Origin of the sequence: Taibaiella helva, assembly GCF_003545695.1 — a bacterium.
GTDB classification, from domain to species: Bacteria; Bacteroidota; Bacteroidia; order Chitinophagales; family Chitinophagaceae; genus Taibaiella; species Taibaiella helva.
Genome location: NZ_QUZZ01000004.1, coordinates 37,309 through 64,150, shown reverse-complemented (window position 1 = coordinate 64,150; position 26,842 = coordinate 37,309). Strand labels below are relative to the sequence as shown.

Below are 26,842 nucleotides of genomic sequence, written 5' to 3'. Positions count from 1 at the left end.
GGCCCGGAAGCAAAACTAAAGTTCAATATTAGGGTTTAAAAACCATCCGGCAAAAATATAAAAAAAGCACCGGGGTTTCCGGCGCTTTTACTTACTTGTCTTTCCTTTTATTATTTCTTGCTGAATTTCCGGGTGGTCACTACTGCGCCATTAGCATCGGTCACTTTTACCAGGTACATACCAGCAGCGAGCGAGCCCAGGCTGATCTGTGTTTTTTCTGCTCCTTTAGCAACCGGCTGAGCCAGCTGTTGCGCACCGGTGATATTAAGGATTTCGATACGGGAAGCATTCAGCTCTTTATCTGTAAAGATAGTGAGGTCGTTATTGGCAGGATTGGGATAGATGGTTACCCGCTTATCGTTTAAAGAAATAGAAGCGACGCTGGTAGTGGCTTTGGTAATGATAAATGTAGCAGTATCGGTAGTGCTGGCCGTCATTATTTTTACTCTAACCACACCCAGGGTTCCGGTGCTGGCGGCAGGAACCATGATGCGGGCTTCCATCAGGGAGCTATCGCCTACGTTAATGGGATTCGTATTTTGTTCCTGGAAAGCTGTAAGCGCAGGGCTGTTTTCGTCACGACACAATACGTTGTCACAAACGCCGCAAAGTTTCCAATCCAAAGGGATATTCTTTGACAACAATACCCAGTTTACGGTAAGCGGAGCGTTGGTCTTGTTCAAAATATAATTCTCCATCAACTGGGCATTCACATCGCAATCGGTTCCGGCTGTTCCGGCAAAATTGTCAATTCTGATTGTATCGGCCTTGAGGGTAAAATCCTGAGCTGTAGCCTTTGTCATGGCAAATGACATGCACAGGCCTAAGAATAAAAATTTACGTACCATTTGTTTCTGATTTTAAAAGAAAATGACTTAAAAGTTAAGTGCCTATCAATATGTATAGATCATGTAAAGATAGGTTTTTACCTGGAAAGATGATCGTTTTCTGCAATTTTAACAAATAAAATCTAACGGGGCGTACGGTTATTTTTATCTCTCTGCAGACCTGCTAGTGGCCATGTTGTCAAACGGCAAAGGGCTGCCGGAGGCAGCCCTTTGCTAGAAGAAAGACGGACCGGAAACCTCCTTATTTCTTAACGAACTTTTGCTGGATGCTTCCTTTATTTGTAGCGATGCTCAGCACATATACACCCGGAGCGAGGGCAGCCGTATTCAAGGTTACTTTATTCTGGCCATTGCCTAGCGCTTTCTCAACAGGGGCGCCGATTTGCTGACCCAGCAGGTTCACAAAAGTGAAGCTTACTTTGGTCGACTTAACCAGGTTCATTTCAATGTTCAGCTGATCGGTAACGGGGTTGGGATAAGTTTTCAGCTCGCCCTGAACGATCACTTCTTCAATACCTACGCCCTGGTCTCCTGACTTAACAATAGCTGCTTTGCCTTTGCCAAAACCACCGCCGAAGTTGTAGAGCAGGCCGACGCCATCTTTCAGCTGGATATATCCGGTGTCAGCCGCTGCGCTTACACCATTGAGGCCGTCTCCGTAAGCATCGGCAACTTCTACAGTATAGCACTCGTTAGCATTCAGGCTCAGGTTGTGGGTAAACAGCTTCATAGCATCAGGGCCGCCTTTGCCGTTCTGACCGGTTCCGGCTGTATAGGTGTGCTGCTGCACTACAGTACCTGCGCTGTTCTTCACTTTCCAGGAAGTTTCGCCGGGGTAGTTGTCGGTTTTCACGGTCAATACCCAGGTTTTGTAAGTTGAAGTTTTGGTAGTGGTTGCCTGTGTTTTGGCATTGTCAGAAACCAGTGCATCGCTCGGTGCTGTGATTTCATAAGAGACGTCAGTGCTGGGCTGTGTGAAGGTGTAATCACCGATTTCTACAAGTGCAGATTCGTACTTAGCCAGGTTTCCGGTCCAGTTTTTAGTCGCTACGGCGCTGCCGTTTACTTTAGCAACCACGGTTGCAGCAGTCAGCGGAGCAGTACCCATGTTCTGGATCTCAGCAGTCAGCTTGGTTTGGCCGCCGTTACAGACCATAGCAGGTGTTTTTACCAGCGCAGTGGCGCCGTTCACGCCGCTAACCGCTGAAGGGCATTGACCGATGAAGGGTGTCCAGAAGGCAGTTGTCAGCATGGGCGCGCTGGCACCTGCTTGGAAGAAGGCTACGCGCCTGTTGGGGCAAATCACCGTAAAGGTGGGGAAACCGCCATCCAGGTAGTTGGTGTTCTGGGATGCATTGTCGATGATCGGGAACGGTTCGCCGGTTACCCAGTCGCCCTGAGTATTGGATCCCGTACCGTGAAGAGCGGCTGAAGTAGTTGCATTGTCCCCTTCAATAAAAAGGACCATGATCTTACCGGGTGTTACGGTTCCGGTGGGGCCGTACTGGTTGTAAAGATCTTTCAATACATGGCTGTTATGCACATTCCAGCAGGGGCCGCACCAGGTAGCGGATACGTCGATAATGACGGTATAGCCCTGATCGGTATATTCGTACAGGTGCCGGCTCACGCCGTTGATGTCCGTAAGGGTGAAATCCGGTGCAATAGTACCAACCTCCACCTTAGCCTGTGCCGATCCCCAAGCCAATCCGGCAACTGCTAATGAAAATAGTGTTTTTTTCATGCTCTGTCTTTTTTAATAATTTATGCTTGAAAATGAAATTCAGATGCTGAAGGTGGTAAAATTTTTACTGTCATCAAAAGAAATATCGCCTACATAAATGTGTAGATTCTTATTTTATAACTAAATAACACATTGTAGTGAGCTGAAAAATAAGAGATATTGTATGCGTGGTATAGACAAAAAAAGAGGCCGTCCCTGAATTTTGGGACGGCCTCCTGGAAGAAGCGAAAATGATTAAAACATTTATTTCTTCACGAACTTCTGCTGGATGCTTCCTTTGTCTGTAATGATGTTCAGCACATATACACCCGGAGCGAGGGCAGCCGTATTCAAGGTTACTTTATTCTGGCCGTTGCTCAGCGCTTTCTCAACAGGGGCGCCGATTTGCTGACCCAGCAGGTTCACAAAAGTGAAGCTTACTTTGGTCGACTTAACCAGGTTCATTTCAATGTTCAGCTGATCGGTAACGGGGTTGGGATAAGTTTTCAGCTCGCCCTGAGCGATCACTTCTTCAATACCTACGCCCTGGTCTCCTGACTTAACAATAGTTGCTGCGCCTTCGCCAAAGCCACCGCCGAAGTTGTAGATCATGCCACCAGCGCCATCTTTCAGCAGAACGTATCCGGTATCAGCCGCTGAGCTTACACCATAGAGGCCGTCTCCGTAAGCATCGGCAACCTCTACAGTATAGCACTCATTGGCATTCAGGCTCAGGTTGTGGGTAAACAGCTTCATAGCATCAGGGCCGCCTGCGCCGTTCTGACCGGTTCCGGCTGTGTAGGTGTGCTGCTGCACTACAGTACCTGCGCTGTTCTTCACTTTCCAGGAAGTTTCGCCGGGGTAGTTGTCGGTTTTCACGGTCAATACCCAGGTTTTGTAAGTTGAAGTTTTGGTAGTGGTTGCCTGTGTTTTGGCATTGTCAGAAGCCAGTGCATCGCTCGGTACTGTGATTTCATAAGAAACGTCGGTGCTGGGCTGTGTGAAGGTGTAGTCACCGATTTCTACAAGTGCAGATTCGTACTTAGCCAGGTTTCCGGTCCAGTTTTTAGTCGCTACGGCGCTGCCGTTTACTTTAGCAACCACGGTTGCAGTAGTCAGCGGAGCAGTACCCATGTTCTGGATCTCAGCAGTCAGCTTGGTTTGGCCGCCGTTACAGGCCAGTGTAGGTGTTTTTACCAGCGCAGTAGCGCCGTTCACGCCGCTAACCGCTGAAGGGCATTGACCGATGAAGGGTGTCCAGAAGGCAGTTGTCAGCATGGGCGCATTGTAGCCTGCTGTAGAGAAAGCTACACGCCTGTTGGGGCACACCACAGTAAAGGTAGGGAAGCCGCCGATCTGATAAGTGGAGTTGAGTGTAGAGTTATCGATGAAGGGATAAGGCTCTCCGCTTACCCAGTCACCCTGAGTGCCGGTGGCATAGTCGGCAGGAGGGGTAGTTCCTGTACCGTGCAATTGAGCTGTAGTATTGGTTGATTCACCTTCCACAAAAAGCACCATGATCTTGCCGGGTGTTACGGTTCCGGTAGGACCATATTGATTGTAAAGATCTTTCAATACATGGCTGTTGTGCACCGCCCAGCATGGACCACACCATGCCGCTGAGATATCGATAATAACCGTATAGCCTTGGTCGGTATACTCATAAAGGTGGCGGCTAACACCATTGATATCCGTCAATGTAAAGTCGGGGGCTGTGGTACCCACTGGCAATTGGGCTTGTGCCGATCCGAAAGCAAATCCAGCCAGCGCTAATGAAAGTAGCGTTTTTTTCATGTTCTGTTTTTTTTAAAAAGGTAATTTAAACTTAATTCTGGGGTAAAATTGGAATAATCTCTAGATAAAGAGAGATGAAATTCTAGATAAAAATAGATTAAATTCTAGATATTGTCAAAAAAAAAAGTCTCCTACATAAATGGGTAGGGGGGGCTTGATCGCTTCCGATCCTTTTGATTTTAACAACACGCGGAATTGCAATATTTTCGCAGTCTGTATTCATTATCATCAAATTGACGCCTGATGCCTACCTACCGGGAAACCGTTGCCCTGCTCACCGAAAGATTGCCTATGTTCTCAAGAATCGGGCAGCAAGCGATCAAGAGCGGGCTGGATAATATTATTGAGTTATGTGCTGCGCTGGATCAGCCCCAGCAAAAATTTCCGGCTATCCATATCGCCGGCACCAACGGCAAAGGCAGCACCAGCCATATGATCGCAGCAGCGCTGCAGCAAGCGGGGTACCGGACCGGCTTGTATACTTCGCCACACCTGGTCGACCTCAGAGAACGGATACGTATCAACGGCATTCCTGTATCGGAATCCTTTGTGATTTCTTTTGTGGAAAAAATGCGCCCCTTGTTCGATAGCATCGAGCCTTCCTATTTCGAGCTGAACGTAGCGATGGCCTTTGCTGCTTTTGCAGAAGAGAAAGTAGATGTAGCCGTGGTGGAAACGGGGCTTGGCGGCAGGCTCGATAGCACCAATATTCTCGATCCTGTACTGTCGGTGATCACCAATATCGGGCTGGATCATACCCAGATACTGGGAGATACCTTACCCCAGATCGCCAGGGAGAAAGCCGGGATCATTAAGGAAAAAGTACCCGTGGTGGTGGGTGAAACACAGGCGGAAACGGAGCAGGTATTTTTCCTGGCAGCATTGAATAAGCATACCAGCGTTGTATATGCCGACAGCCTGTGGGATTTGGTAAGGGTAAAGCAGGACGCAGATTATCAATATTATAAGGCGATCCATAAAGGAGAGCAAAAAATGTACGATCTCAAAACCGATCTCCTGGGCAGCTACCAGGCGCATAATATCAAGACGGTGCTCGCTTCATGTGATCTGCTGCAGCAGATGGGCTGGCGGCTGGACCGGGACCAGGTGCTGAAAAGCATGGAGCAGGTAAAGACCACTACGGGGCTGCGTGGCCGCTGGGAACGTTTGCGGCAGCAGCCTGAGATTGTGCTCGATGTAGCGCATAATGCAGAAGGTATGTCTTTCCTGGCCGCTAACCTGGCAGCTCTGAGAGCATCGGGAGCGGCCGTGGCCGGTCTGCGCATCGTTTGCGGTTTTGTGCGGGACAAAGATGTTGCCCAGGCCCTGGCGCTCTTTCCCACCGATGCGGTCTATTATTTTACCCAGGCTAATGTGCCCCGTGCTATGCCTTTCGATGAGCTGGCTAGCATAGCTGAGCAAGGCCAGCTGCAAGGTAAGGCCTATCCCACTGTTGCTGACGCGCTGGCTGCCGCCCGTGACGATGCCGGTGCAGAAGATGTGATCCTGATTACCGGCAGCTTTTTTATCGTCGGCGAAGCCATCGCGATCCTGGAGCAGCGTGTATTATCTTAGATAAAGGAGACATTCCGTAGCAATGACCGGTCGGTTTCCTTTTCTCTTGCCTCCGCTTCCCAGCGGTTATTATAATAGCCGCGACGCATGCTTTCCCATAAGTAGCGGAGCAAGAAGCCGGTAAAGCCATATCGCCGGTACTGCAGCACATGCGCCAGCTCGTGGCATACCCAGGAGGGGTTACCCAGGAAATCGGCCCGCGAGGTATTGTGCAGGTGAATGGTGCTGCCCAGGGTAATGGCCATGGTGCTCGTGCCGAGCTTCCAGGCGGCAATCCTGGCGATCCTGCTGTTTTCTTTTATCCTGACCTTCATGAATTTTTTATTGCCGCAGTAGCCGCTTGCCTGGTCACTTGCCTTATTTTTGTGCAGCGGTAGCCAATAGCCGCATTTGAAGAGACTATGCAAATTAAAGATATCCTGGCCGAAATCGAACGTTTCGCGCCGCTGCCTTACCAGGAAAGCTACGACAATTGCGGGGTGCAGGTAGGCGATGCCGGCATCGAAGCTACCGGCGCTTTACTTACGCTGGATGTAACGGAAGCGGTGCTGGACGAGGCTATAGCCAGGGGCTGCAACCTGGTCGTCGCACACCACCCGCTTATTTTTTCAGGACTGAAGAGCATTACCGGCCGCAACTATGTTGAACGGACAATACTCAAAGCCATCCGGCATGATATCGTGATCTATGCGGCGCATACCAACCTGGATAACGTGCAGGCCGGTGTCAACAGGAAGATCGCCGAACGGCTGGGACTGCAGCAGGCCCGTATCCTGGCGCCGGTTAAAGAAAGTCTTTATAAATTATATACCTATGTCCCCGAAAGCCAGGCCACCGCTTTGCTGGCTGCGCTCTTCACCGCAGGCGCGGGCAGCATAGGGGAATACAGCGAATGCAGCTTTGCGACACCTGGAGCGGGCACTTTCCGGCCTTCGGCCCATAGTAAGCCGGTCATTGGCGCAGCAGGAGGGCCCAGGGAGATCGTAGCCGAGCAAAAGCTGGAGGTGATCGTGCCCAAGCACCTGAAAGCGGCAGTGCTGAAGACTTTGAAGGAAAACCATCCTTATGAGGAGGTCGCATATGAGCTGATCGCCCTGGAAAATGAAAACCAGACTATCGGAGCAGGCATGGTCGGCCGGCTGGAAAACCCCATGGCTCCTGAAGATTTTCTGCGGTTCCTGAAAGAAAAGATGAAAACTGCCTGTGTACGGTATACTGCGCCACCTGCAGGGAAGATCCGCACGGTAGCGCTTTGTGGCGGAGCGGGCAGCTTCCTTTTGAAGCAGGCCCGGGCTGCCGGCGCCGATGTATTTGTGACCGGCGATTACAAATACCACCAGTTTTTTGACGCGGAAGACCAGATCATGATCGCGGATATCGGCCATTACGAAAGTGAGCAATTTACCATAGAAATTTTTTCTGAAATTGTAAAGGAAAAATTTCCTAATTTTGCGCTTCTTTTTACGAAGACAAATACAAATCCTGTAAATTATTATTTCTAATATATGGCTACTGTAGCAAAAGATTTTTCGATTGAGGAAAAACTTACCGCCGTTCTGACTCTGCAAAAGATTGATTCCAAAAGGGATGAGATCAAAACGCTTAAGGGAGAGCTGCCGATGGAAGTGAACGATCTGGAAGATGAGGTGGAAGGCTTGCAGACGCGCGTAAACAATATTGACTCGGAAATTGCCAGCATAGGCGAATACATCGAAAGCCGCAAAGCCGCCAAGAAGGAAGCCGAAGCTTTGATCAAAAAATATGAGAAGCAGCAGGATAATGTGAAGAACAGCCGTGAGTTTGAAGCGATCACCAAAGAAATGGAGATGCAGGAGCTGGAAATGAAGCTGTGCGACAAGCATGTTAAAGATGCCGGTGTACGTATGCAGGAAACACAGCACAGCAAGCTGCAATCGCAAAGCCTGCTGGAAGCCAAGCAGGAAGCCCTGGCTGCCAAAAAGGAAGAGCTGGACAAGATTATCAAAGAGACTGAAAAGGAAGAAAATGAACTGACCAAGAATTCAGAAAAAGCTAAAGAAAAAGTTGAAGAGCGTTTATTGACCGCTTACGAGCGTATCCGCGCCAGCTACCGCAACGGACTGGCTGTAGTACCCGTACTACGCGACTCCTGCGGCGGATGTTTCAATATCATTCCCCCCCAGCGCCAGGCCGAGATACACCAGCGCAAGAAGATCATCGTTTGCGAACATTGCGGCCGTATCCTGGTCGACAATGATCTGAACGAGTCGGTGAAAGCCTGATCCGGGAAGGACGCTCAGGACAATGAAGGGTATTTCCGGCCGGACCGGAACCTCGTTTTCCTGTACAATTTTTTAACCTGTTTCTTTAGCGGCGTTTATATAAACGTCGCTTTTTTTATGAACCCGGGACAGCATGACAGCTGTCTCTAATACTGACCCCAAGAGCAAGACCCCGGTCCTGCTGCTTTATACGATTATCAACATGCTACAAACTTATCCGGCGCAAGCACAGGATCAGCTTGAATTCAATAAAATAAGACAGCTGCTGTCGCTGAAATGCCGTACTGATGCCGCCCGCAAGAGGGTGGACAACCTGAAATTCCATAGTCGATTTGACTATATCGCCATGGCACTGCAACAAACCCAGGAATATAAGCTGACCCTGGAAAGCCATGACCATTTCCCCAACGACTTTACCCGTAACGTAGAGCGGGAGCTAAAATACCTGTCCCTGTCCGGCGCCATACTCAAAGGAGAAGAGCTGCTTGCATTCCGCAGCCTGGCTCTCAATGTCAAAGAGATGCTCCAGTGGCTGAAGAACCATGATCCGCTTTATCCGCAGCTGCGGGCGCTGGCCGAAAAGATCGTTTATGAAAAAGAGATCAGCCAGATCATTTCTGCTGTAATCGACGATAGCGGCCAGGTAAAAGACAATGCTTCGCGCGAGCTGATGAGCATTCGCATGGAGCTGGATAAAGCGCGGCAGCTATTGCGCAAAACTTTTGAAGGTATTCTCCGGAGGCTGAGCAAGCAAGGCTACCTGGCCGAAATATCCGAGAGCTTTCTCAGTGGGCGGCGTACCGTAGCTGTTTTTGCCGAACACAAGCGCATTGTAAAAGGAATACTTCACGGCGAGAGCGATACTGCCAAAACGGTATTCATTGAGCCGGAAGAAACGATTGAGCTGAACAACGAAGTATCGGCGCTGGAACGGGCCGAGCATAAGGAGATCCAGCGTATTCTGGCACAGACCACGGCGCATCTTTCGGGCTACCAGCCCCAGCTCGACAGCTATTATCACCTTTGCGGTCTCTACGATTTCATCAGGGCAAAGGCCCTGCTGGCTGCAGAGCTGAATGCCACGCTGCCCCGCCTGAGCCCGCATCCCTCCGTACAGCTCATCAAAGCTGTACATCCCCTGCTTTTCCTGCACAACCAAAAAAACGGTAAACCCGTTGTCCCTTTAAATATTACCCTGGACCGCGACCAGCGGATACTGATGATCAGCGGACCAAATGCCGGCGGCAAAACAGTATCGATGAAGACTGTCGGGCTGCTACAGATGATGCTCCAGGCCGGCTTGCTGGTCCCCGTAGACGAGCAATCGGAAATGGGGGTGTTCAAGCAGATCTTTGTGCACATCGGCGATACGCAATCGATCGAGAATGAGCTGAGCACGTACAGCGCCCACCTGCGCGATATGAAATACTTCCTCGACTTTGCCAATGGAAAGACCTTGTTCTTTATCGATGAGCTGGGTAGCGGATCGGATCCCAACCTGGGCGGCGCTTTTGCTGAAGCCATTGTAGAGGAGCTTGCCGGGAAAAGAGCCTTGGGTATTATTACCACGCACTACCTGAATCTCAAGGTAATGGCCGGGAAGGTGCAGGGCATTTACAACGGCGCTATGACCTTCGATGAAGAAAGACTGGAGCCGCTTTACCAGCTGGCCATAGGAAAGCCGGGCAGCTCGTACACCTTTGCTATAGCCCAGCGCAGCGAGCTCTCCAAGAAGGTGATCGACCGTGCACGGCAGCTTACCGAGCGGGGGCATTTCAAGCTGGATAAGATGCTGCTGCAGACCGAGCAGCAATCGGTACGGCTGGGTGATAAGGAAAAGTATCTCGACCAGCTGCTCGACAAGAATGAGGCGCTGAAAGAGCAATATGAAGAGCTGATCGACAAAGAACGCCTGCGGCAGCATTTCGAAACGCTGAAGCTGCAGAACAAGATCAAAAAAGAAGAGCTGGAATACCTGCGCGACACCGAAAGGAAATTCAAGCAGATCATCCACGACTGGAAGAAAGCGGAGAACAAGCAGGAGGTGCTCGAATCGGCAGAGAAAATATTGTTTCGCCGGAAACAGATACAGCAGAATGAAGCTGCGGCGAAGAAGGCGGACAAGAAGTTCCGCTTGTCGGGGAGAGTGCCGCAGGAAGGCGACCTGGTACGGCATACGCTGAATCACCAGGTGGGTCGCCTTACCGAGATCAAAGGGAAGAAGGCTGTTGTGCGTATTGGCCAGATGCCCTTTACGATCAACCTGGCCGAATGGGTAACGGTGGAGGAGAAAAGAGAAACCAGGAAGAAGAAATAAAGCTATACTTCAGGGATGGAGGGGATTTATTTTCCCTTCCACCTGATCGCATAGCTGAGGTAAAAGTTAAAGTCGAAATTGGTGGACTTATCCCCCTTCCCGTAACCGGCGATGTAGTTAGGGGCTATTTCTTTAAAAATACCGCTGTTGAACATAAACTTCCCGCGTATGTTCCAGCCGACAAAAAAGCCTTTCCAGAACTCCACTTTAATGCCGCCGGTCACTTCGCCCCAATGAACAACATAGTTCTGGCTTTCCACGGAGCCGGCCACAGGCGGGCCAAAAGGATTGGCTATTTCATAGTCGACCGCGCTGCGCTTACCGGCTGCCACACCATAACGGAGGCCGATGAAGCCGATGTCGAAATCCCTGATGCTGATCACATCCAGGAATTGCTGATCCATGCCCAGGCGCAGGAAGTAGGACGAGCTGTTGTACTGCAGAAAAGAGTAATCTATTTTTCCTTTCCCGAAGCCGGCTTCCGCCACTACATAAGTCTTCTGGGTGATAGAATAGTCAATTTGCGCTTCATAGCCCTGCCGGCTGGGCCACATCAGGTTGTAGGCGATACGGTACAGATCGAAGCCAAGCCGGAGCTGATGCGTGCGGGGTGTACGGGGAAGCTTTGCGACAGTATCCGTCGCAATCTTCTGAATGCTGTCGGTAGCCGGTCGTCCGGCGCTATCCGCCGGCATTTGTGCAAGGACTAGGCCGGACAGGAACAAGGACAAAAGAACAAGTACAGCTGCTTTCATTAAAAGTTTCTTTTAAAGTACAATTGTACATGCCTGACTGTAATGTCGGTGGTAACGTTAGCCTGGGGCACAGCGGCCGAGTCGAGGATATGCTTCGTGGTTTTTACACCATTCAGGGTGTAATAAAAGGTATAGCCGCAGCTATTGGACACAAAATGGGATACCGGTGTGTAGTAATAGGTAATCGTATCCCATATTGATGATGCGGTATCTGCACGGAAAGCATAGCGCGTGCTGTCTCTCAGGGGATTGAGCGCGATGTGCATCAGGTTGCCACTTTGCTCGGTACCGGTAACGATATAGGCCGGCGTGTCGATCAGTATTTTCATCTCGGCGTTCCGCATAACGCTGTCGCTGTATACATAAATCAGGCTATCTCTTTGTGGCATGGTATCCACTTGTATGTATTGCGTATCGGTTATGATAAAGGCATTGCCAGTCCTTACCAGCAGGGGGACATAGCATTCCGGTCCGTCTTTTTCACAGGACAGTATTCCGGCGAGGCAAAGCAGCAATACCAGTATACCTGTCCGTTTTTGGGTTGGGGTTGAAAGCATGTGCAGGTTACAGCAGTTCTATGTTTTTTTCGATTTCCCTGATGACCCGTTCAAGATGGGTCTTCAGCTTTTGTTTATTCTCGCCGGCATGGGTCCCTGTAGTGGAAAGCGCTACGGCTTTCAGCTGCAGCTCGGTTTCCAGGGCGGCGATCTTATTTTGCTGGTCCGAAATGGTCCCGGTATGGCGGTTGCAGAGCTCCTCTAGGCGTTCTTTCTCGCTCAGTACGGCTGCATAGCGCTTCAGGAGCAGCTCCAGCTTTTGCTGTAATAATTCCAGTTCTTTCATAGGCCGGTTTTATTCTCTTACCAGCGCCTGCAGGTCCTTCTGGTAGGAAGCGATCAGCTGCTTCATCATACCATCTACTTCCTCGTCGGTAAGGGTACGCTCGTTCAGCTGGAACGTGAAGCTCAGGGCCAGCGACTTTTTACCGGCGCCGATCTTCTCGCTCTCAAAGACATCGAAAAGCTCGTATCCTTTCAGGGCTTCCCACTTCTGGGCCTGCGCAATGGCGGCTACTTTGCTGTAAGGTACGTTTTTATCCAGTACCAGGGCCAGGTCGCGGCGCATGGACGGGTATTTGGGCAGACCTGTATATTTTACTTTCACACCCTCAGCTGCTTCAACAAAAGCCTTTACATCAAGTTCGGCATAGAATACTTCCTGCTTCAGGTCGAACAGCTTCAGCCGGTCGCGGGATACGGCGCCGGCTTTGGCAATGATCTGCCTGCCGCGTTTCCATTCGATACCGCTATCGGTTACGGCCTCCTGTATTTTGGCAATGCCGCAGCTGCGGAAAATATTGTCAACAATGCCTTTGAGCTCATAAATATCAGCAGGCCTGGAGGGATGCTGCCAGTGCTGCTCCTCGCTGTTGCCCGTGATCCATATCGCCAGCTGGGCAGTCTGCTCGTACTGACCAACGGCTTCCTGCCGGTAAATATTGCCAAACTCATACAAACGCAGGTCCTGCGCCTTGCGGTTAACATTCCATGCGATAACCTCCAGGCCGCTTTCCAGCAGGGAAGGCCGCATCACGTCCAGCTCGCTCGACAGGCTGTTGATCATCTTTACCAGGGGCGCGGCCTGATCGTAATATTTGCTGTTGGTGATCGAGTTGGTTACAATCTCGCTAAGGCCTGCCGCACTGAGGTAGGTCGCCACCCGCTCCTTCCAGCGGCGGCTTACCGGGTCGGGACGGCGATGTAAAGAAATATTCAGCCGCGAGGGAATGGCTACATTGTCCAGGCCGTCGATACGCAATACCTCTTCGGCAATATCGGCCGGCTGGCGTACATCAGGTTTGTCGGACGGCACTTCAACCTCGATAAAATCTGCTGTTTTATTCAGTATGCGGAAACCCAGCGCGCTGAGGATCGTTTCGATCGCTTGCGGCGCATAGTCTTTGCCGCAAAGCTTCCGGATGTACTGGTATTGTACGGTAATGATATGCGCGGGTAGAGGAACGGGATAGATGTCGGTAAGCGCAGAGGCGACCTGGCCGTCTGCGAGCTCCTGTATCAGCTGTACAGCCCGTTTCAGGGCCGGCAATACCATTTGCACATCCACACCTTTTTCAAAATGGGTAGCGGCATCGGTGCGCAGGCCGTAATGCATCGAGGTCCTGCGGATGGCGCGGGGATCAAAGTAGGCGCTTTCCAGGAAAATGCTGGTTGTCTGCCCGCTCACGCCTGAATGGGCGCCGCCGAATACGCCGGCGATGCACATGCCTTTCTCCGCATCGGCGATCATCAGGTCTGCTGCGCGCATGCTGTGCTCCTTACCATCGAGGGTGACAAATCTTTCGCCATCCTGTGCCATACGGACCTCTATTTTCTGCCCGCCTATTTTATCATAATCGAAGGCGTGCAGCGGCTGGCCATACTCGTGCAGAACGTAATTGGTGATATCTACTACATTGTTGATCGGGCGCAGGCCTATGGTTTGCAGGCGCCGTACCAGCCAGTCGGGAGAGGCCTGCACTTTGATGCCGTTCAGCACAATGCCGCTATAGCGCGGGCAGGCTTCGCCGGCAGTGACCGTTACTTCCACCGGAACGCTTGCAGCGGCAAGCAACGGTTCCGGAGCTGCCGGGTATTTTACCGCCCAGGGTGTTCCCTTGTGATGCGTCATATAAGCGCATACATCCCTGGCGACGCCGATGTGGCTGTTGCCATCGCTGCGGTTAGGTGTCAGACCTATATGTATAGTAAAGTCCGGAGGAGCAATATTGAAATAAGCGGCGGCCGGTGTACCGGTTATGGCTGTTTCCGGCAGCACCATGATCCCGGCATGACTTTCACCCAGGCCGATCTCATCTTCTGCGCAGATCATCCCTTCGCTCACTTCTCCGCGGATCTTGGCTTTTTTGATCTCAAATGGTGTCCCGTTCAATGGGTGTACCGTGGTACCCACGGTAGCTACGATCACCTTCTGGCCCGCAGCGACATTAGGCGCGCCGCATACAATGGGTAGCAGTGCGCCTGTGCCTACATCGACGGTAGTACACTTCAGCTTGTCGGCATTGGGGTGGGGGATACAAGTCATCACTTCACCCACAACAAGGCCTTCCAGCCCTCCGGGAATCGCTTCAGAACGTTCCACTGCTTCCACTTCCAGCCCGATGCTTGTTAATATATGACTGAGTTCTTCAACCGGAACCGGCTGCGGCAGGTAATCCAGCAACCAACTATAGGCAATCTGCATAAACGAGTAATTCTGTATTTTTTGAGGGCGTAAAGTTACTTGATAATGTTGAAGTATGAAAAGGCTGTATAATGTTAATTCACCTGTACCTACATTGTTTTTCCCTTTAATTCGATATATTCGCTTCATGTTGCTTCGCTCCGCAATAACGGGAATGCTGCTGGCTGTCAGCTTACCCTATCCGGCAAAAGTATCCGCTCAACAACAGGTATCCGCTAAGGGGGCTGTCTGCAGCGTTAAAGAAGAAGGTCTTACCCTTACCTGGAACCAGGTAAAGACCCCGGCTATACTCCGGCTTCCTGCCCGTTACGGTTCTGTAACGTTACCCAAAACCTTTTCCGTATACATTGTAAATGAAAAAAGCCTGCAGCGCTACCTGGCTATGGCCGGGAAGCGGGGCAATACACCTACCACTATTCACCTGCCCTCGCTCTCCGACCAGGAATGCATACGCTTCAAAGTGATCTCCTCCGGCACGCTTTCTCCTGAGCTGGCTGCAAAGTTTCCCGGGCTGGTGTCGCTTAAAGGACTGGGTATTGATGATATCAGCGCTTCAGTGCGGATCGATTATGATGGTAAGGTGATGAATGCTGAGATCAGGCAACAGGATCGTTACTATATTATTGCTCCCTGGAAGAAAGGGAATAAGACTTATTACGTGGTGTACCGGAAAGAAGACGCCACGACAAAAAGAAGCACCCCCGCCGGAAGATAAATCCCGAAATTGTATCTCATTAATTTGTATCCGGAATCAATTTAAAAACATGATCAAAATCAACCGAAACTGGCTTACCGGCTGCTTGTCGCTGATAGCTCTGTCGCAGGCTCAGGCAACCGGCTTTTTCCATTCCTTCGACGGGAACACTGCACCCTCGAAGGGCCGGCAGGTACTTCAGCCGCTGGCATATCGCCTGGAGATGGCCGAACAGCCTGCGCTGAAAGATTTTCTGTTCTCACTCAGCAATGATCCAGCCAAAGCACAACGTATCAGCCTACCCACACCTGATGGTAGCTCCCGCGATTTCTATGTATGGAATACCCCTATGATGGAAGAGCCGCTGCGGTCCCGCTTTAGTGAAATACAAACATTCACGGCACGTGCAGCCGACAATCCGTCGGTAACGGCCAAGCTTGATTTTACCGTCAATGGCTTTCATGCAATGGTATTCGATGGGACCAATACTTTCTTTATCGATCCATACAGCGATATTGCCGACGGCTATTATACGATATATTATAAAAGGAATTACCAGCGTCCGGAGCAACAATACATGACCTGCAGCCTGGGTGGCGAAGCGTTGCCCGATGCAGAGGGCAACCTCCCCGAAACCATAGACGGTCAGCTGCCTTCGCTGGGAATGAAGCAGAGTGGCGGCACACGCAAAACCTACCGGCTGGCTTTGTCCTGTACCGGGGAATATGCTGCAGCTGTGGGCGGCTCTGTGCCGACTACTGCCAGTGTGCTGAGCGCTATGACCACTTCCATGAACCGGGTAAACGGCATCTATGAACGTGAAGTCGCCGTGACGATGGTTATGGTCGGTAACAATGACCAGCTGGTCTATCTCGATGCTTCTTCAGACCCTTTTACTGCCAATAACGACGGTAACACGCTGCTGGGACAAAACCAAAGCAATACTACCTCGGTGATCGGATCGGCCAATTACGATATCGGTCACATTTTCAGCACCGGCGGCGGCGGCGTTGCCTTCCTGGGCTGTGTATGCCGCAATTTTTCCAAGGCCAGGGGCGTGACCGGCTCCGCCAACCCGGTCGGCGATCCTTATGATGTCGATTACGTTGCACATGAAATGGGTCATCAGTTCGGCGCCAACCATACCTTTAACCGCTGCAGCGGTACCGAGAACAGCTTTACTGCCTATGAGCCGGGAAGCGGCAGCACCATAATGGCCTATGCCGGTATCTGCGGGCCAATCAATAACCTGCAGGCCCACAGCGATGATTACTTTCATACAGCCAGCCTGGATGAAATATCCGACTATATTACTACCCAGTCGGGGGCCGACTGTCCGGTGACGGATGTGGGGACGACGCCACCTACTTTACCTTCTATCACTGCCAGCTATTCCGTTCCCTATAAAACGCCCTTTGAGCTGATGGCTCCGGATGCAACGCCCGGTTCTCCTGAAGACGCCTTAACCTACTGTTGGGAAGAATGGGACCTGGGCAACCTCAGGGCAGATGAGGATACCAGTGCCAGATTTACTATGGGTCCTGTTTTCCGCAGCTTTGCGCCTGTTGCCGGTAAGCTGAGGGTATTTCCCCGTATCGACTCGCTGGTGCGAAATATCACCGCTTATAAAGGGGAGCGGCTGCCCGCAGTAGCCCGCACCCTCAGGTTCAAGCTGGCAGCCCGCAGCCTGGCTAATGGTTTCGGCGCTTTCGATTTTTCGGATAACGTGGTGACCCTGAATGTGATCAATACCGGCCAGCCTTTTAAGGTGACTTCGCCCAACCTCAGCACTGACACCGCTTATGCCAACGCCTCTGAGACGATCACCTGGGACGTGTCGCAAACTGATGCTGCACCCATCAGCGCAGCCAATGTAGACATTTTCCTTTCTGTAGACGGCGGCTTTACCTATCCCTTCACGCTGGCCACCGGCGTACCCAATACCGGTTCCGCAACATTAATGATGCCCGATACCTATTCTTTCAGGGCCAGGGTAAAGGTAAAGGGCGCCGGCAATGTATTCTTTGATATTTCGGATGTTAACTTCAAGCTCATCGATACCAACAAGGTTATGTCGGTTGCCGACGCGCAGCTCCGCAACGATCTGCTGATCTACCCCAATCCGGCTGTGAATGAGATCAACGTAACCAATAAAGGTATGGGGCAGCTGGACCTGGTTTTGTTCAATGCCCTTGGGCAGAAACTATGGAGCGGTACGGTGCAGAAGAGCGTCGTAATACCTGTGGGTGCTTTCTCACGGGGCATCTACTATCTCAAAGTAACAAATCCGCGACAGGGGAGCAAGGCTGTGCGCAGCATTTCCCTGCGGTAACCTAATTTTAAGGAAGAGAAGCGTCGCCCGTATCGCGGGCGGCGCTTCTCTTTTGGACCAGGCAAGGTGCGCCACGCATATGCCGCTAAAGCTTCTTTCGTCGTACCTTTGCTGTCGTTCTTTACCGATGAATCAAGAGATCAATAAAGCCCTGGAAGTGCTGCAACAAGGCGGCCTTATTCTTTATCCCACCGATACGATATGGGGTATCGGCTGCGACGCCACCAATGCCGCAGCCATAAGCCGTATCTACAGCCTTAAAAAAAGGGACGATACAAAAAGCCTGATCATCCTGCTCGCAGAACCCAAGTCTATTTTTCAATATATAGCGAACCCGCATCCCGACATTGTGGGTATGATACAAGAGTTTGAGCGGCCCACTACTGTGATCTATGACCAGGCGATCGGGCTACCCGACAACCTCGTCAATGCCGATGGCAGCATAGCCATCCGTATTACAAAAGATTCCTTTTGTAAAAGTCTTATCAAAAGACTGAAGCGACCGCTGGTCTCTACTTCTGCCAACACAAGCGGGAAGCCCTCTCCGAAAGGCTTTGCAGATATAGAAACCATCATAAAAGAAGGTGTCGACTATGTAGTGGATCACCGCCAGGACGAGCAAAACGAAACGCCACCTTCGCGCATCCTCCGCATTAGCGCCGATGGAAAAGTGCAGGTGATACGGGAATAGCCTGGCAGCTTCTTTTTCGTTACCTTCGCCATCCTTTATTTTTTTGAACAAGAACAGACATGATTGCATTCTCAGCGCCTGTAGCCGGTAAGCTTGCCTTGCCCGAAAAGCAGGTTATTGCCGTATTGGAATTACTATCGGAAGGGGCGACCATTCCTTTTATTGCGCGTTACCGTAAAGACCGGACCGGTGCGCTGGACGAGGTACAGATCCAGCAAATACAGGAGGAAGCCCGCTTCCAGCAGGAATTTACCGACCGCAAAGCGTTTATTGAAAAAACCATTAACGAGCAGGGTAAGATGACGGAGCTGCTGCAGGATAAACTGGACCAGGCGACCACACTCAACGAGCTCGAAGATATTTACCTGCCTTATAAACCCAAGAGGAAGACCAAAGCGCAAACAGCCCGTGAAAACGGCCTGGAGCCATTGGCTTTGCTGCTGCTGGAGCAAGGCGATATCCTGCCCGCAGCCGAAGCGGCAGCTTATATCAACGATAAGGTAAGCGACGGAGACAGCGCACTGCAAGGCGCCCGGGACATTATTGCTGAAATGGTGAATGAAGATGCCGAGGTGCGTGCCGGTATGCGTAAGCTGTTTGAAACGCAGGCTACCGTACAGGGTAAAATACTGAGCGGTAAAGAGGAAGAAGGGATCAAATACAAAGATTACTTCGACTTCTCGGAGCCGGTGTCTAAGATACCTTCCCATCGTATGCTGGCGATCATGCGCGGCTTTATGGAAGGCTTCTTACGGATGAGCATTGCGCCTGATGAAGAAGCTGCATTGCCGAAGATCGAGAAGCAGTTTATTAAAGCCAATAACGAGGCAGCCGACCAGGTAAAGAAAGCGATCAGGGATGCTTACCGCCGCCTGTTGCAGCCCAGCCTCGAAAGCGAGTTCCGTATGGCCCTGAAAACAAAGGCCGACGAGGAAGCGATCGCTGTATTTGCCGAAAACCTGCGCCAGCTGCTGCTTTCCTCACCTTTAGGCACCAAGAGAATACTGGCTATCGATCCGGGTTATCGTACCGGCTGCAAGGTGGTGATCCTGGATGAAAAAGGTGAGCTGCAAAAGAACGATCTTATCTATGTGCATGAGCAGAACAACCGATTGCTTGACGCAGAGCATAAGATCCGTACCTATATAAAGGAATTTGGAATAGAGGCTTTCGCCATCGGCGATGGTACAGCTGGTCGTGAGACCGAGCAGTTCATCAAGAAGCTGAATACCGGCTTACCGGTATTCCTGGTGAACGAGGACGGGGCTTCAATTTATTCTGCTTCAGAGATCGCAAGGGAAGAGTTCCCCGATCATGATATTACCGTGCGGGGTGCAGTGAGCATCGGTCGCAGGCTGATGGACCCCCTAGCCGAGCTGGTGAAGATCGATCCTAAAAGCATAGGCGTAGGGCAATACCAGCACGATGTGAACCAGGTGCGCCTGAAAGAAAAGCTGGACCAGACCGTGGTCAGCTGCGTGAATGCTGTAGGCGTCAACCTCAATACCGCAGGCAAGCACCTGCTGAGCTATGTGAGCGGGATAGGGCCGTCTATCGCCGAAAACATCGTCAGCTACCGGAAAGAGAAAGGCCGCTTTACCAATCGTAAGCAGCTGCTGGAGGTGCCCCGGCTGGGCAACAAAGCTTTTGAGCAATGCGCAGGCTTCTTGAGGATCAAGGGCGGCGATAATCCCCTCGATGAAAGCGGTGTGCATCCCGAAGCATATAAAGTAGTGGCGCAAATGGCGGCCGACAATGGTATCGGGCTGAAGGAAATGGTGGGCAACGAAGCCGTCGTTAACCATATCGTTCCCCAGAAATATGTGTCGGATACGGTTGGCCTGCATACCCTGCAGGATATCCTGAAAGAACTGAAAAAGCCCGGATTGGACCCCCGAAGCGAAGCGCAGGCTTTTGAATTTGCCGGTATTTATGCTATCGAAGATGTGCATGCCGGTATGATCGTTCCGGGCATCGTTACCAACCTTACCCGCTTCGGCGCTTTTGTCGATATCGGTGTGAAGCAGGACGGCCTGGTGCATGTTTCGGAGATCGCGCACAAATACATTACCGATCCGGCCGAGGTGCTGAAGCTGAACGATAAAGTCATGGTCAAAGTAACCGAGGTCGACATCCCCCGTAAACGGATCGCCTTATCCATCAAGCAGACACAGGACCCACCGGCACAGCAGCCCCGCGCCAAGCGTGCTGCGGAAATACGGCAGAAAGATGCTAGCCGGCCCAGCGATAATATTCATGATGCCTTGAGCCAATTGAAGAAAAAATTTGGGAAATAAAAAAGGAGAGGTCAGGTTTTATAACTTGACTTCTCCTTTTTTACATCAGTATATTGTTGACCGGAGCAAGTGCAGGAGGAAGGTCCTGCTCGCCCAGCATTTCGCGCAGATCGATCTCTATGGTACGGCTCATCGCGGTAACCGGTACATCGTTGGCGCTGCCCTCAAAGGGATTTTCGGTACTCTCCCCGATCTTTTCCATAGCCATAAACACCCAGGAAATGATGACAGAGAAAGGTATGGCCAGCCATATGATCCAGCTGCCCAGCTTATCGCTCAGCTTGCTGAACTCGCCCAAGGTGCCGAAAGGGATCAGGCATACGAAAAGCCGGATGAACATCTGGTTGATGGTAGCAAACTGCCGGGGATAGGGGAAATTCTTCAGGCGCTCGCATTTGCCTTGCTGCTCATAAAGGTTGACCAATAGCTGCTCCAGCTCGACATAATCCAGCGGGTCGATATGTCCCTGGGATTTCAACGCCTTCAGCTGCGCCGATTGTAGCCCGATAATATGTGTGGCCCGATTCTTCCGGCTCAGCACATAGTGCAGGTCTTCTTCCGAAAGGAAAGGCTTCAATGCCTCATCCAACCTGGTTTCCCATTCTTCGACACGGTACAGCCGGCCATATTCGATATACGAAGGCTTGCTGCGCGCGTTTTCCCAAGCCCTGTTTTCCCTCAACTGATAGCGGAGCGCAGTAAGCCAGGCAATGTGCCGGTAGATCATCTGCTGGTGTATGCCAGGCTGGGGATCTGTGCCAGGGATACCGATATTGTCTTTGACCAGCATGCCCCAGGCGCGGCTGGTATTGACGATCGCGCCATAGATCTGCCGTGCCTCCCACAGGCGGTTATAAGTCTGCGTATTCCTGAAGCCGACAATGAAAGCGGCCGCCGTTCCGACCAGCGCGATCGGTACCCAGGGTATAGCCAGCCATTGCCAGTGGAAAAAGAAAAGCAGGGCTGTAGGAAGCGTAGCGAATGCGATCAGGATGTAAATGTCTCTCCGTGTCCAGAGCAGGAATTCTTTAAGCGTGTAACGTTGACCGGCATGCATAGGCGCGTATATTAAAGATTAAGGGTTTCAGTGTTGCAGCAAAGCGCTGTACAGTTTGCCGCTCCGGTAAACGGAAGGACGTTCCTGCAGCTTACTTATCCGGGCAAAGCCCTGCCCCCGGAAGAGCTTGCTTAAAGATGCGAAGCTGATGGGATAGGGCACCCAGGTCTGTACGGGTTTATCTGTGTCGTATTCCACCATGAGAAAAGCGCCATCAGGCGCCAGGTGCTGCCTGATCCTGGCCAGGAAAGCGTCCTGCCGGCGTACGTAATGCAGGGCATTCGCCATCAGGATACCATCCAGCGGTGGCAGATCCAGGCTGGCCGTTTCAAAGTCTTCCAGCAGGAAATGAATGGTTACCGGCAAGTCGCCGGGGTCGGACCAGGATGCTGCTCTGTCGACAGCATAAATGCTGCTGCCGGGAGGAAGCAGCATAGCCAGGGCCCTGGTAAACACACCGCTGCCGCAACCAAGATCGGCCCAGCGCACGGGCGCGCCGTATTGTTCCAGCAACGGGCATCGCAGCATCGCAGCGGCTTCGGTAATCTGCATAGGGGGCATTTTTTATCCCGGATTTTTTAACTGGTATTCCGGCAAGAGCATTATTCAGGTACAATAATAATAAAGCTCTGCCGGTATCTCAGGGTGCCAGGTAAGGCAGATCATAAAAATAATACAATTACCTTATGGAAGTGTAAGTTCGGGACGAGCGTTGCATGAGCATCTGTCGTGTCAAAGGTCGAGCTGGTAATACACATTGGCCGCTATGACGCCGTCTGGCCATTGCATCATTTCTTCATGCGTGAACCGGAAGCCGAAGTGTTGATTCGCCCGCCGGGAGGCTTCATTGCCCCCGCGATGGGAGACGATGATCTGCTTCAGCCCTATATCCCTGGCCCAGGCGATCCGTTCCCGGTACAGCAGCGCAGATAGTCCTTTGCCACGGTGGTGCTTCCGGATGTAAGAGGCGACAAGCGTCGCTTCGCATTTGCCGGGATCAGTAATGACAATGCCGGTGATACCTACCAGCTCCTGGTCGTGGAACAGACCGAAAGAAGCCGATTGCGGGTTGTTCAGCCTTTGTTCCCAATCACCGGTTGCAAAGGCAGCCTCCCGTTCGTAAGTACTGCTGAACACGGAGGACTCCTGCTCCAAGGCTTCGAGGCGAAGCCGCTTATAAGCTTCCAGGTCGGTAAGGTCCAGCTTCCTGATGCTGTAATGGAATATATGGTTCATATTGTTTTGATTGAAAAAGAGCCGCAGGTTTGTCTGCGGCTCTTTAGCTGCGGCAGCCCGTTAACGGGCTGCCGGTAAGCCGTCTATTCTTCTTCTTCAGCCTCCGAAAGCCTTTCCTGTATACGATCTTCATTCCAGAAGGTATCGTACAGGCGGGGGAACAGCTTGCGGTATTCCTCCTTGGTCTCGGGCCAGCGCTGCTCGATCACCTTTTCTTCCGGATGGTCGATCAGCTCATAAAACTCATCTTCATTGTCTTTGTCCAGCTTTTCCAGCCAGGCATTGGCCGCAACGAATAGCATGTACTCACCGCCCAGGTCGCGTGCTTCTTTGGGCAAAAGGATATCGCAGATCACGTTGGGATCTGCGAGTATCTTATAGAAATGCTCTTTGCCCTGTCCGACCATCCAGGCACGGAAGTCTTCGTAAGTATCGTCGGAAATAAAGCTGCAGACCACGAAGGTTGCCGCCATGATAGGCCAGGTAGAAGCTTCCTCGATCTTTTCGCGCAGGATGTGCTCAAAGGCAATAATGTCCTCGGCGGAATAGGGGATCAGCAGCTCCGTAAGGGTAACACATTGGGTCTCAAAATTGCTGTTGCGGGCAGCACGGGCTTTATCGATCAGCTGCCAGAAAATTTGTTCGTTCATACCGTCGGGCTGAAAATATTATTGAATATAACGGAAATCATGACCATCCTTAATGTTGAGCAGGCTGTTGTAGATCAGGTGGATCACATTATCAACATCTTCCTTGTGCACCATTTCCACGGTCGTGTGCATATAGCGCAGCGGCAGGGAAATAAGCGCCGAGGGCACGCCTGCATTGGAATAGGCAAAGGCATCAGTGTCGGTGCCGGTAGAGCGCGAAGAGGCCGACCGCTGGAAGGGGATCTTATTGTCCTCCGCTGTTTTGATGATGAGGCGGTTCAGGTTGTTCTGCACGGCCGGTGCATAGGTTACTACAGGGCCTTTGCCACAAGCGAGATCCCCTTCGCTTACCTTGCTGATCATAGGCGTAGATGTATCGTGGGTTACGTCGGTAACGATAGCGACATTGGGCTGTATGTACTCTGCGATCATCTCTGCGCCCCGAAGGCCAATTTCTTCCTGTACGGAGTTGACGATGTATAAGCCGAAAGGAAGCTTCTTTTTGTTTTCATGCAGCAGGCGGGCAACTTCTGCGATCATAAAGCCGCCGGCGCGGTTGTCGAGCGCACGGCCTACATAATAGCGGTCGTTCAGCACCATGAACTCATCTTCATAAGTGATCACACAGCCGACATGAATACCCAGCGCTTCTACTTCCTCCTTGGAAGTGCAGCCGCAATCGAGAAAGATATTCTTCACTTTGGGGGTTTCCTCTTTCTCTCCGCTGCGGGTATGGATCGCCGGCCAGCCGAATACGGCTTTGACAATGCCTTTATCGGTATGGATATTCACCCTTTTGGAAGGGGCTATCATATGGTCGGAGCCGCCATTGCGGATCACATAGATAAGGCCATCGCTGGTAATATAATTCACAAACCAGGAAATCTCATCGGCGTGAGCTTCGATCACTACCTTGTATTTTGCCTTGGGATTGATGATGCCCACAGCAGTACCATAATTGTCGACATAGTGCTCGTCGATATAAGGGCGGATATAATCCAGCCACAGCTTCTGCCCTTCGGCTTCAAAGCCTGTCGGCGCCGCGTTGTTGATGTATCTTTCAAAAAAAGCCAGCGACTTTTTATTGACTACAGGAATATGTTTTCTTTCCTTCTGCTCTTTTTTAGCCATATCGGTTTTCTTTTTTATCCGGGCAAGTTAAATCATTCTCAGGAGCCGGCAAGGGGCATCCGCATTTCATATTGGTCCAGGAAGTTTTCCAGGCCGGCAGCGTTAAGGGCTTCAAGCAGCGTTTTGCGGCTGCCATCTACATTGTTGATCCTGACTTCCGGCGCGATTGTCGCAATGCCGGTCAATAGCGGCTGCCAGTCGTCCGGGTTGCCGGTAGTTGCTTCAAACTGGATCAGGTGCCCTGTTTCCGGGTTATGAATACAATAGCCGATCGTTTTTTCTTCCTGTTCCAAGGTATAGCAATGGTACCTGTCGCCAGCCGCCTGCACGGCCGCTGCGGTATTGTCCCAGGAATAAAAAGCGTCGCAGGGGAGTGCTGCATCTGCTATAGCGGCAAAAGGCACGCGGCTGGCCTGTACACCTGTAGCGCCAACTTGCAGCCGGCCCCTGAAACAGTGCAGCTTCTTGTGTATGCTAAACCCGATGCGTTCGTACACATGAATGGCTCTTTCGTTCCGATCGATCACTTCCAGGCTGCACAAGGTAATGCCGCTCTCGCGCAATAGCGGAAGCGCATAGGCATACAGCTGGTCTACGACTTTATGTCCGCGTGCTGCTGCCAGCACACCGGTGCCGGTATTGAATGCCGTTAGTTGTCCCTGCAGCATATCGATGCCATTGAGGATAAAGCCCGCCAGCCGGTCCTTGTCAAACAGGCCGTAGGACCTGGAAAAGTCAACTCTGGCGGCTTCCAGCCGTTTTTGCCAATAAGTAACATTGGCAGAAATAGGAACAAAATAATCAGCGAATGCCTCGGCAATGCTCGCTACGATATCGGCGAGCGCTGTATCTTTTAAATTGCGGATCTCCATCAAAGAGGTTTTTTTATTGTCCCCATCGGAAGCCCCCGGCTTGCAGGCCGGCCAGGTTGATCAGCCTGTCGACAACGGTTTGGGTCGCTTCTTCCAGGGATTGGGGTTTGTGATAAAAAGAGGGTGAAGCAGGACAAATGATACCGCCGGCTTCGGTTACGGTTTTCATATTGTTGATGTGGACCAGGCTGTAGGGCATCTCGCGGATCATGCAGATCAGCTTTCTCCTTTCCTTCAGCATCACATCTGCAGCGCGGGTAATGAGGTTGTCGCTGATGCCGCCGGCGATCCGGCCCAGGGTACCCATACTGCAGGGACAAATGATCAGCGCCTGGTAGTCGGCGCTGCCGGAAGCAAAGGGGGCATAGAAATCATTTTTAGCCCATACTTTAAAAGGAAACTGATCATAATCTTTATTGCCCAGCTCTTCTTCCCATACTGTTTTGGCATTGTCGCTCCACACGATCCCTACTTCGGTGATCTGGTCCTTCAGGAGGTCCAGCTTATGTAGCAGCTGCTGCACATAGATCGAGCCGCTCGCGCCGGTAATGGCTACCGCTATTTTCATCTTCGCTTTTATATTGTTAAGATGGCAAAACTAAGCCTTCTAATCAGTAAATTGCATACTTATTGGCCGGGATACCGGACGCCGGTGCTAACTTTAATTGAAAAGCACCTGTCTTAAAAGATATCCCTATTTTAATCATCCAAAGAAGAGTTCATGAAAAAGATACTTTCGCTGCTGGGCATCCTGTTCGCTTTTTCCCAGGCTGCCTGCGCTACAGATAAAACGGACGGCGCCGATAACAGCAAAGACGCCAAAGAGATCCATTGGATCAGCTTTGAAGAGGCGGAAGCCAAAATGAAGCAGCATCCGAAAAAAGTGCTGATCGATGTGTATACCGGCTGGTGCGGCTGGTGTAAGGTGATGGACAAAAAGACCTACAGCAACGATTCGTTGATCCGTTACGTGAACGAGCATTACTACGCAGTTAAGTTCGATGCCGAGCAGCGCAATGCCGTAACCTTCCAGGGTAAGAAATGGGAATACTCCGCTCAGAAAAGAGTGAATGAGCTGGCCGTGCAGTTGCTGCAGGGCCGTCTCTCTTATCCCACTACCGTCTTTATGGATGAGAACTTTGAGAATGCGCAGCCGATGCCTGGTTACCTGGAGATCTTCCAGATGGAAAGCATCCTGAAATACCTGGGCGGCAACAACCACAAGTCAACCCCCTGGCAGGACTGGCAGCACAGCTTTAAGCCGGCATGGCCTACTGTAAATGTCAATAAGTAATTTCCCGATCCTACTTGTACCGTGGCCCTGTCTGAAAGATGGGGCCACACTTAT

Annotated in this window: 24 protein-coding genes; 9 read left to right on the top strand and 15 right to left on the bottom strand. The window is 51.4% G+C overall.

The features are described from left to right. Nucleotides 1-110: 110 nt before the first annotated feature. The 3 genes from DZC79_RS07995 to DZC79_RS07985 form a co-directional block, all read right to left on the bottom strand. Nucleotides 111-848, bottom strand: coding sequence for a T9SS type A sorting domain-containing protein (locus DZC79_RS07995; RefSeq protein ID WP_118951043.1), 738 nt, complete (start codon nt 846-848; stop codon nt 111-113). A 241-nt stretch (nt 849-1,089) separates the two neighbouring features. Next, the gene (locus DZC79_RS07990; protein ID WP_118951042.1) at nt 1,090-2,592 is read right to left on the bottom strand and encodes a T9SS type A sorting domain-containing protein; all 1,503 of its coding nucleotides are present in this window, start codon (nt 2,590-2,592) and stop codon (nt 1,090-1,092) included. 243 nt (nt 2,593-2,835) lie between these two features. Then, nucleotides 2,836-4,365, bottom strand: coding sequence for a T9SS type A sorting domain-containing protein (locus DZC79_RS07985; RefSeq protein WP_118951041.1), 1,530 nt, complete (start codon nt 4,363-4,365; stop codon nt 2,836-2,838). 243 nt (nt 4,366-4,608) lie between these two features. On the opposite strand from DZC79_RS07985, the gene DZC79_RS07980 reads away from it, so the two are divergent. Then, nucleotides 4,609-5,940, top strand: a complete 1,332-nt coding sequence (locus DZC79_RS07980) for a bifunctional folylpolyglutamate synthase/dihydrofolate synthase (protein WP_232831790.1) — start codon at nt 4,609-4,611, stop codon at nt 5,938-5,940. Here DZC79_RS07980 and DZC79_RS07975 read toward each other — a convergent pair. After that, nucleotides 5,937-6,254: an eCIS core domain-containing protein gene (locus DZC79_RS07975; RefSeq protein ID WP_118951475.1), complete on the bottom strand. Its 318-nt coding sequence runs from the start codon at nt 6,252-6,254 to the stop codon at nt 5,937-5,939. The two genes, DZC79_RS07980 and DZC79_RS07975, sit on opposite strands and share 4 nt — an antisense overlap. Nucleotides 6,255-6,341: 87 nt before the next feature. Here DZC79_RS07975 and DZC79_RS07970 point away from each other — a divergent pair, with 87 nt between their 5' ends. The 3 genes from DZC79_RS07970 (at nt 6,342) to DZC79_RS07960 (ending at nt 10,518) form a co-directional block, all read left to right on the top strand. Then, on the top strand, nt 6,342-7,442 hold the full coding sequence (locus DZC79_RS07970) for a Nif3-like dinuclear metal center hexameric protein (protein ID WP_118951040.1): 1,101 nt from the start codon (nt 6,342-6,344) through the stop codon (nt 7,440-7,442). A gap of 3 nt (nt 7,443-7,445) precedes the next feature. Continuing rightward, a complete protein-coding gene (locus DZC79_RS07965; RefSeq protein WP_118951039.1) occupies nt 7,446-8,201 on the top strand; it encodes a zinc ribbon domain-containing protein in 756 nt (251 codons plus the stop codon). Between the two features lie 202 nt (nt 8,202-8,403). Beyond that, the gene (locus DZC79_RS07960) at nt 8,404-10,518 is read left to right on the top strand and encodes an endonuclease MutS2 (protein ID WP_118951474.1); all 2,115 of its coding nucleotides are present in this window, start codon (nt 8,404-8,406) and stop codon (nt 10,516-10,518) included. A gap of 26 nt (nt 10,519-10,544) precedes the next feature. Here DZC79_RS07960 and DZC79_RS07955 read toward each other — a convergent pair whose 3' ends face one another. The 4 genes from DZC79_RS07955 to pheT are packed head-to-tail and all read right to left on the bottom strand — an operon-like array spanning nt 10,545 to nt 14,534. Next, nucleotides 10,545-11,273 (bottom strand): DUF6048 family protein, encoded by a 729-nt coding sequence (locus tag DZC79_RS07955; RefSeq protein WP_157977003.1) that lies wholly within the window; start codon nt 11,271-11,273, stop codon nt 10,545-10,547. Continuing rightward, entirely contained in the window at nt 11,273-11,830 is a 558-nt protein-coding gene (locus DZC79_RS07950; RefSeq protein ID WP_157977002.1) for a DUF6452 family protein, read from the bottom strand. The genes DZC79_RS07955 and DZC79_RS07950 overlap by 1 nt, the downstream gene beginning before the upstream one ends. Before the next feature lie 7 nt (nt 11,831-11,837). Then, nucleotides 11,838-12,116, bottom strand: coding sequence for a hypothetical protein (locus tag DZC79_RS07945; RefSeq protein WP_118951036.1), 279 nt, complete (start codon nt 12,114-12,116; stop codon nt 11,838-11,840). Nucleotides 12,117-12,125: 9 nt separating this feature from the next. Next, nucleotides 12,126-14,534: a phenylalanine--tRNA ligase subunit beta gene (pheT, locus tag DZC79_RS07940; RefSeq protein ID WP_118951035.1), complete on the bottom strand. Its 2,409-nt coding sequence runs from the start codon at nt 14,532-14,534 to the stop codon at nt 12,126-12,128. 127 nt (nt 14,535-14,661) lie between these two features. On the opposite strand from pheT, the gene DZC79_RS21460 reads away from it, so the two are divergent. From DZC79_RS21460 to DZC79_RS07925, 4 genes are all read left to right on the top strand, one after another. Next, nucleotides 14,662-15,249, top strand: coding sequence for a hypothetical protein (locus DZC79_RS21460; RefSeq protein ID WP_198666820.1), 588 nt, complete (start codon nt 14,662-14,664; stop codon nt 15,247-15,249). A gap of 49 nt (nt 15,250-15,298) precedes the next feature. Beyond that, nucleotides 15,299-17,560, top strand: a complete 2,262-nt coding sequence (locus DZC79_RS07935) for a reprolysin-like metallopeptidase (RefSeq protein WP_198666819.1) — start codon at nt 15,299-15,301, stop codon at nt 17,558-17,560. A 127-nt stretch (nt 17,561-17,687) separates the two neighbouring features. Next, entirely contained in the window at nt 17,688-18,251 is a 564-nt protein-coding gene (locus DZC79_RS07930) for an L-threonylcarbamoyladenylate synthase (RefSeq protein ID WP_118951033.1), read from the top strand. 59 nt (nt 18,252-18,310) lie between these two features. After that, the gene (locus tag DZC79_RS07925) at nt 18,311-20,548 is read left to right on the top strand and encodes a Tex family protein (RefSeq protein WP_118951032.1); all 2,238 of its coding nucleotides are present in this window, start codon (nt 18,311-18,313) and stop codon (nt 20,546-20,548) included. A 40-nt stretch (nt 20,549-20,588) separates the two neighbouring features. Here the strand turns inward: DZC79_RS07925 and DZC79_RS07920 are convergent, their stop codons facing one another. From DZC79_RS07920 to DZC79_RS07890, 7 genes are all read right to left on the bottom strand, one after another. Further along, nucleotides 20,589-21,605: a bestrophin family protein gene (locus DZC79_RS07920; RefSeq protein WP_118951031.1), complete on the bottom strand. Its 1,017-nt coding sequence runs from the start codon at nt 21,603-21,605 to the stop codon at nt 20,589-20,591. 27 nt (nt 21,606-21,632) lie between these two features. After that, complete coding sequence (locus DZC79_RS07915; RefSeq protein WP_157977001.1) at nt 21,633-22,157, bottom strand: class I SAM-dependent methyltransferase; 525 nt, start codon at nt 22,155-22,157, stop codon at nt 21,633-21,635. Between the two features lie 180 nt (nt 22,158-22,337). Then, the gene (locus DZC79_RS07910; protein WP_118951029.1) at nt 22,338-22,841 is read right to left on the bottom strand and encodes a GNAT family N-acetyltransferase; all 504 of its coding nucleotides are present in this window, start codon (nt 22,839-22,841) and stop codon (nt 22,338-22,340) included. 83 nt (nt 22,842-22,924) lie between these two features. After that, nucleotides 22,925-23,491, bottom strand: a complete 567-nt coding sequence (locus tag DZC79_RS07905) for a DUF4240 domain-containing protein (RefSeq protein ID WP_118951028.1) — start codon at nt 23,489-23,491, stop codon at nt 22,925-22,927. An 18-nt stretch (nt 23,492-23,509) separates the two neighbouring features. Beyond that, nucleotides 23,510-24,622: a M42 family metallopeptidase gene (locus tag DZC79_RS07900; protein ID WP_118951027.1), complete on the bottom strand. Its 1,113-nt coding sequence runs from the start codon at nt 24,620-24,622 to the stop codon at nt 23,510-23,512. Between the two features lie 38 nt (nt 24,623-24,660). Beyond that, nucleotides 24,661-25,494: a GNAT family N-acetyltransferase gene (locus tag DZC79_RS07895; RefSeq protein WP_118951026.1), complete on the bottom strand. Its 834-nt coding sequence runs from the start codon at nt 25,492-25,494 to the stop codon at nt 24,661-24,663. A 13-nt stretch (nt 25,495-25,507) separates the two neighbouring features. Then, nucleotides 25,508-26,062 carry a UbiX family flavin prenyltransferase gene (locus tag DZC79_RS07890; protein WP_118951025.1) on the bottom strand — a complete coding sequence of 185 codons (555 nt, stop codon included), beginning with the start codon at nt 26,060-26,062 and terminating at the stop codon, nt 25,508-25,510. Nucleotides 26,063-26,215: 153 nt separating this feature from the next. On the opposite strand from DZC79_RS07890, the gene DZC79_RS07885 reads away from it, so the two are divergent. Beyond that, on the top strand, nt 26,216-26,788 hold the full coding sequence (locus DZC79_RS07885; RefSeq protein ID WP_118951024.1) for a thioredoxin family protein: 573 nt from the start codon (nt 26,216-26,218) through the stop codon (nt 26,786-26,788). The last annotated feature ends 54 nt before the right edge of the window (nt 26,789-26,842 follow it).

Excerpts from the sequence above, each read along its gene's own strand:
- DZC79_RS07995 (WP_118951043.1), bottom strand. The coding sequence starts at position 848 with ATGGTACGTAAATTTTTATTCTTAGGCCTGTGCATGTCATTTGCCATG.
- DZC79_RS07890 (WP_118951025.1), bottom strand. The coding sequence starts at position 26,062 with ATGAAAATAGCGGTAGCCATTACCGGCGCGAGCGGCTCGATCTATGTG.
- DZC79_RS07965 (WP_118951039.1), top strand. The coding sequence starts at position 7,446 with ATGGCTACTGTAGCAAAAGATTTTTCGATTGAGGAAAAACTTACCGCC.
- DZC79_RS07920 (WP_118951031.1), bottom strand. The coding sequence starts at position 21,605 with ATGCATGCCGGTCAACGTTACACGCTTAAAGAATTCCTGCTCTGGACA.
- DZC79_RS07935 (WP_198666819.1), top strand. The coding sequence starts at position 15,299 with ATGATCAAAATCAACCGAAACTGGCTTACCGGCTGCTTGTCGCTGATA.
- DZC79_RS07925 (WP_118951032.1), top strand. The coding sequence starts at position 18,311 with ATGATTGCATTCTCAGCGCCTGTAGCCGGTAAGCTTGCCTTGCCCGAA.
- DZC79_RS21460 (WP_198666820.1), top strand. The coding sequence starts at position 14,662 with ATGTTGCTTCGCTCCGCAATAACGGGAATGCTGCTGGCTGTCAGCTTA.
- DZC79_RS07910 (WP_118951029.1), bottom strand. The coding sequence starts at position 22,841 with ATGAACCATATATTCCATTACAGCATCAGGAAGCTGGACCTTACCGAC.
- DZC79_RS07895 (WP_118951026.1), bottom strand. The coding sequence starts at position 25,494 with ATGGAGATCCGCAATTTAAAAGATACAGCGCTCGCCGATATCGTAGCG.
- DZC79_RS07970 (WP_118951040.1), top strand. The coding sequence starts at position 6,342 with ATGCAAATTAAAGATATCCTGGCCGAAATCGAACGTTTCGCGCCGCTG.
- DZC79_RS07985 (WP_118951041.1), bottom strand. The coding sequence starts at position 4,365 with ATGAAAAAAACGCTACTTTCATTAGCGCTGGCTGGATTTGCTTTCGGA.
- DZC79_RS07915 (WP_157977001.1), bottom strand. The coding sequence starts at position 22,157 with ATGCAGATTACCGAAGCCGCTGCGATGCTGCGATGCCCGTTGCTGGAA.
- DZC79_RS07980 (WP_232831790.1), top strand. The coding sequence starts at position 4,609 with ATGCCTACCTACCGGGAAACCGTTGCCCTGCTCACCGAAAGATTGCCT.
- DZC79_RS07955 (WP_157977003.1), bottom strand. The coding sequence starts at position 11,273 with ATGAAAGCAGCTGTACTTGTTCTTTTGTCCTTGTTCCTGTCCGGCCTA.
- DZC79_RS07900 (WP_118951027.1), bottom strand. The coding sequence starts at position 24,622 with ATGGCTAAAAAAGAGCAGAAGGAAAGAAAACATATTCCTGTAGTCAAT.
- DZC79_RS07975 (WP_118951475.1), bottom strand. The coding sequence starts at position 6,254 with ATGAAGGTCAGGATAAAAGAAAACAGCAGGATCGCCAGGATTGCCGCC.
- DZC79_RS07930 (WP_118951033.1), top strand. The coding sequence starts at position 17,688 with ATGAATCAAGAGATCAATAAAGCCCTGGAAGTGCTGCAACAAGGCGGC.
- DZC79_RS07885 (WP_118951024.1), top strand. The coding sequence starts at position 26,216 with ATGAAAAAGATACTTTCGCTGCTGGGCATCCTGTTCGCTTTTTCCCAG.
- DZC79_RS07960 (WP_118951474.1), top strand. The coding sequence starts at position 8,404 with ATGCTACAAACTTATCCGGCGCAAGCACAGGATCAGCTTGAATTCAAT.
- pheT (WP_118951035.1), bottom strand. The coding sequence starts at position 14,534 with ATGCAGATTGCCTATAGTTGGTTGCTGGATTACCTGCCGCAGCCGGTT.
- DZC79_RS07945 (WP_118951036.1), bottom strand. The coding sequence starts at position 12,116 with ATGAAAGAACTGGAATTATTACAGCAAAAGCTGGAGCTGCTCCTGAAG.
- DZC79_RS07950 (WP_157977002.1), bottom strand. The coding sequence starts at position 11,830 with ATGCTTTCAACCCCAACCCAAAAACGGACAGGTATACTGGTATTGCTG.
- DZC79_RS07990 (WP_118951042.1), bottom strand. The coding sequence starts at position 2,592 with ATGAAAAAAACACTATTTTCATTAGCAGTTGCCGGATTGGCTTGGGGA.
- DZC79_RS07905 (WP_118951028.1), bottom strand. The coding sequence starts at position 23,491 with ATGAACGAACAAATTTTCTGGCAGCTGATCGATAAAGCCCGTGCTGCC.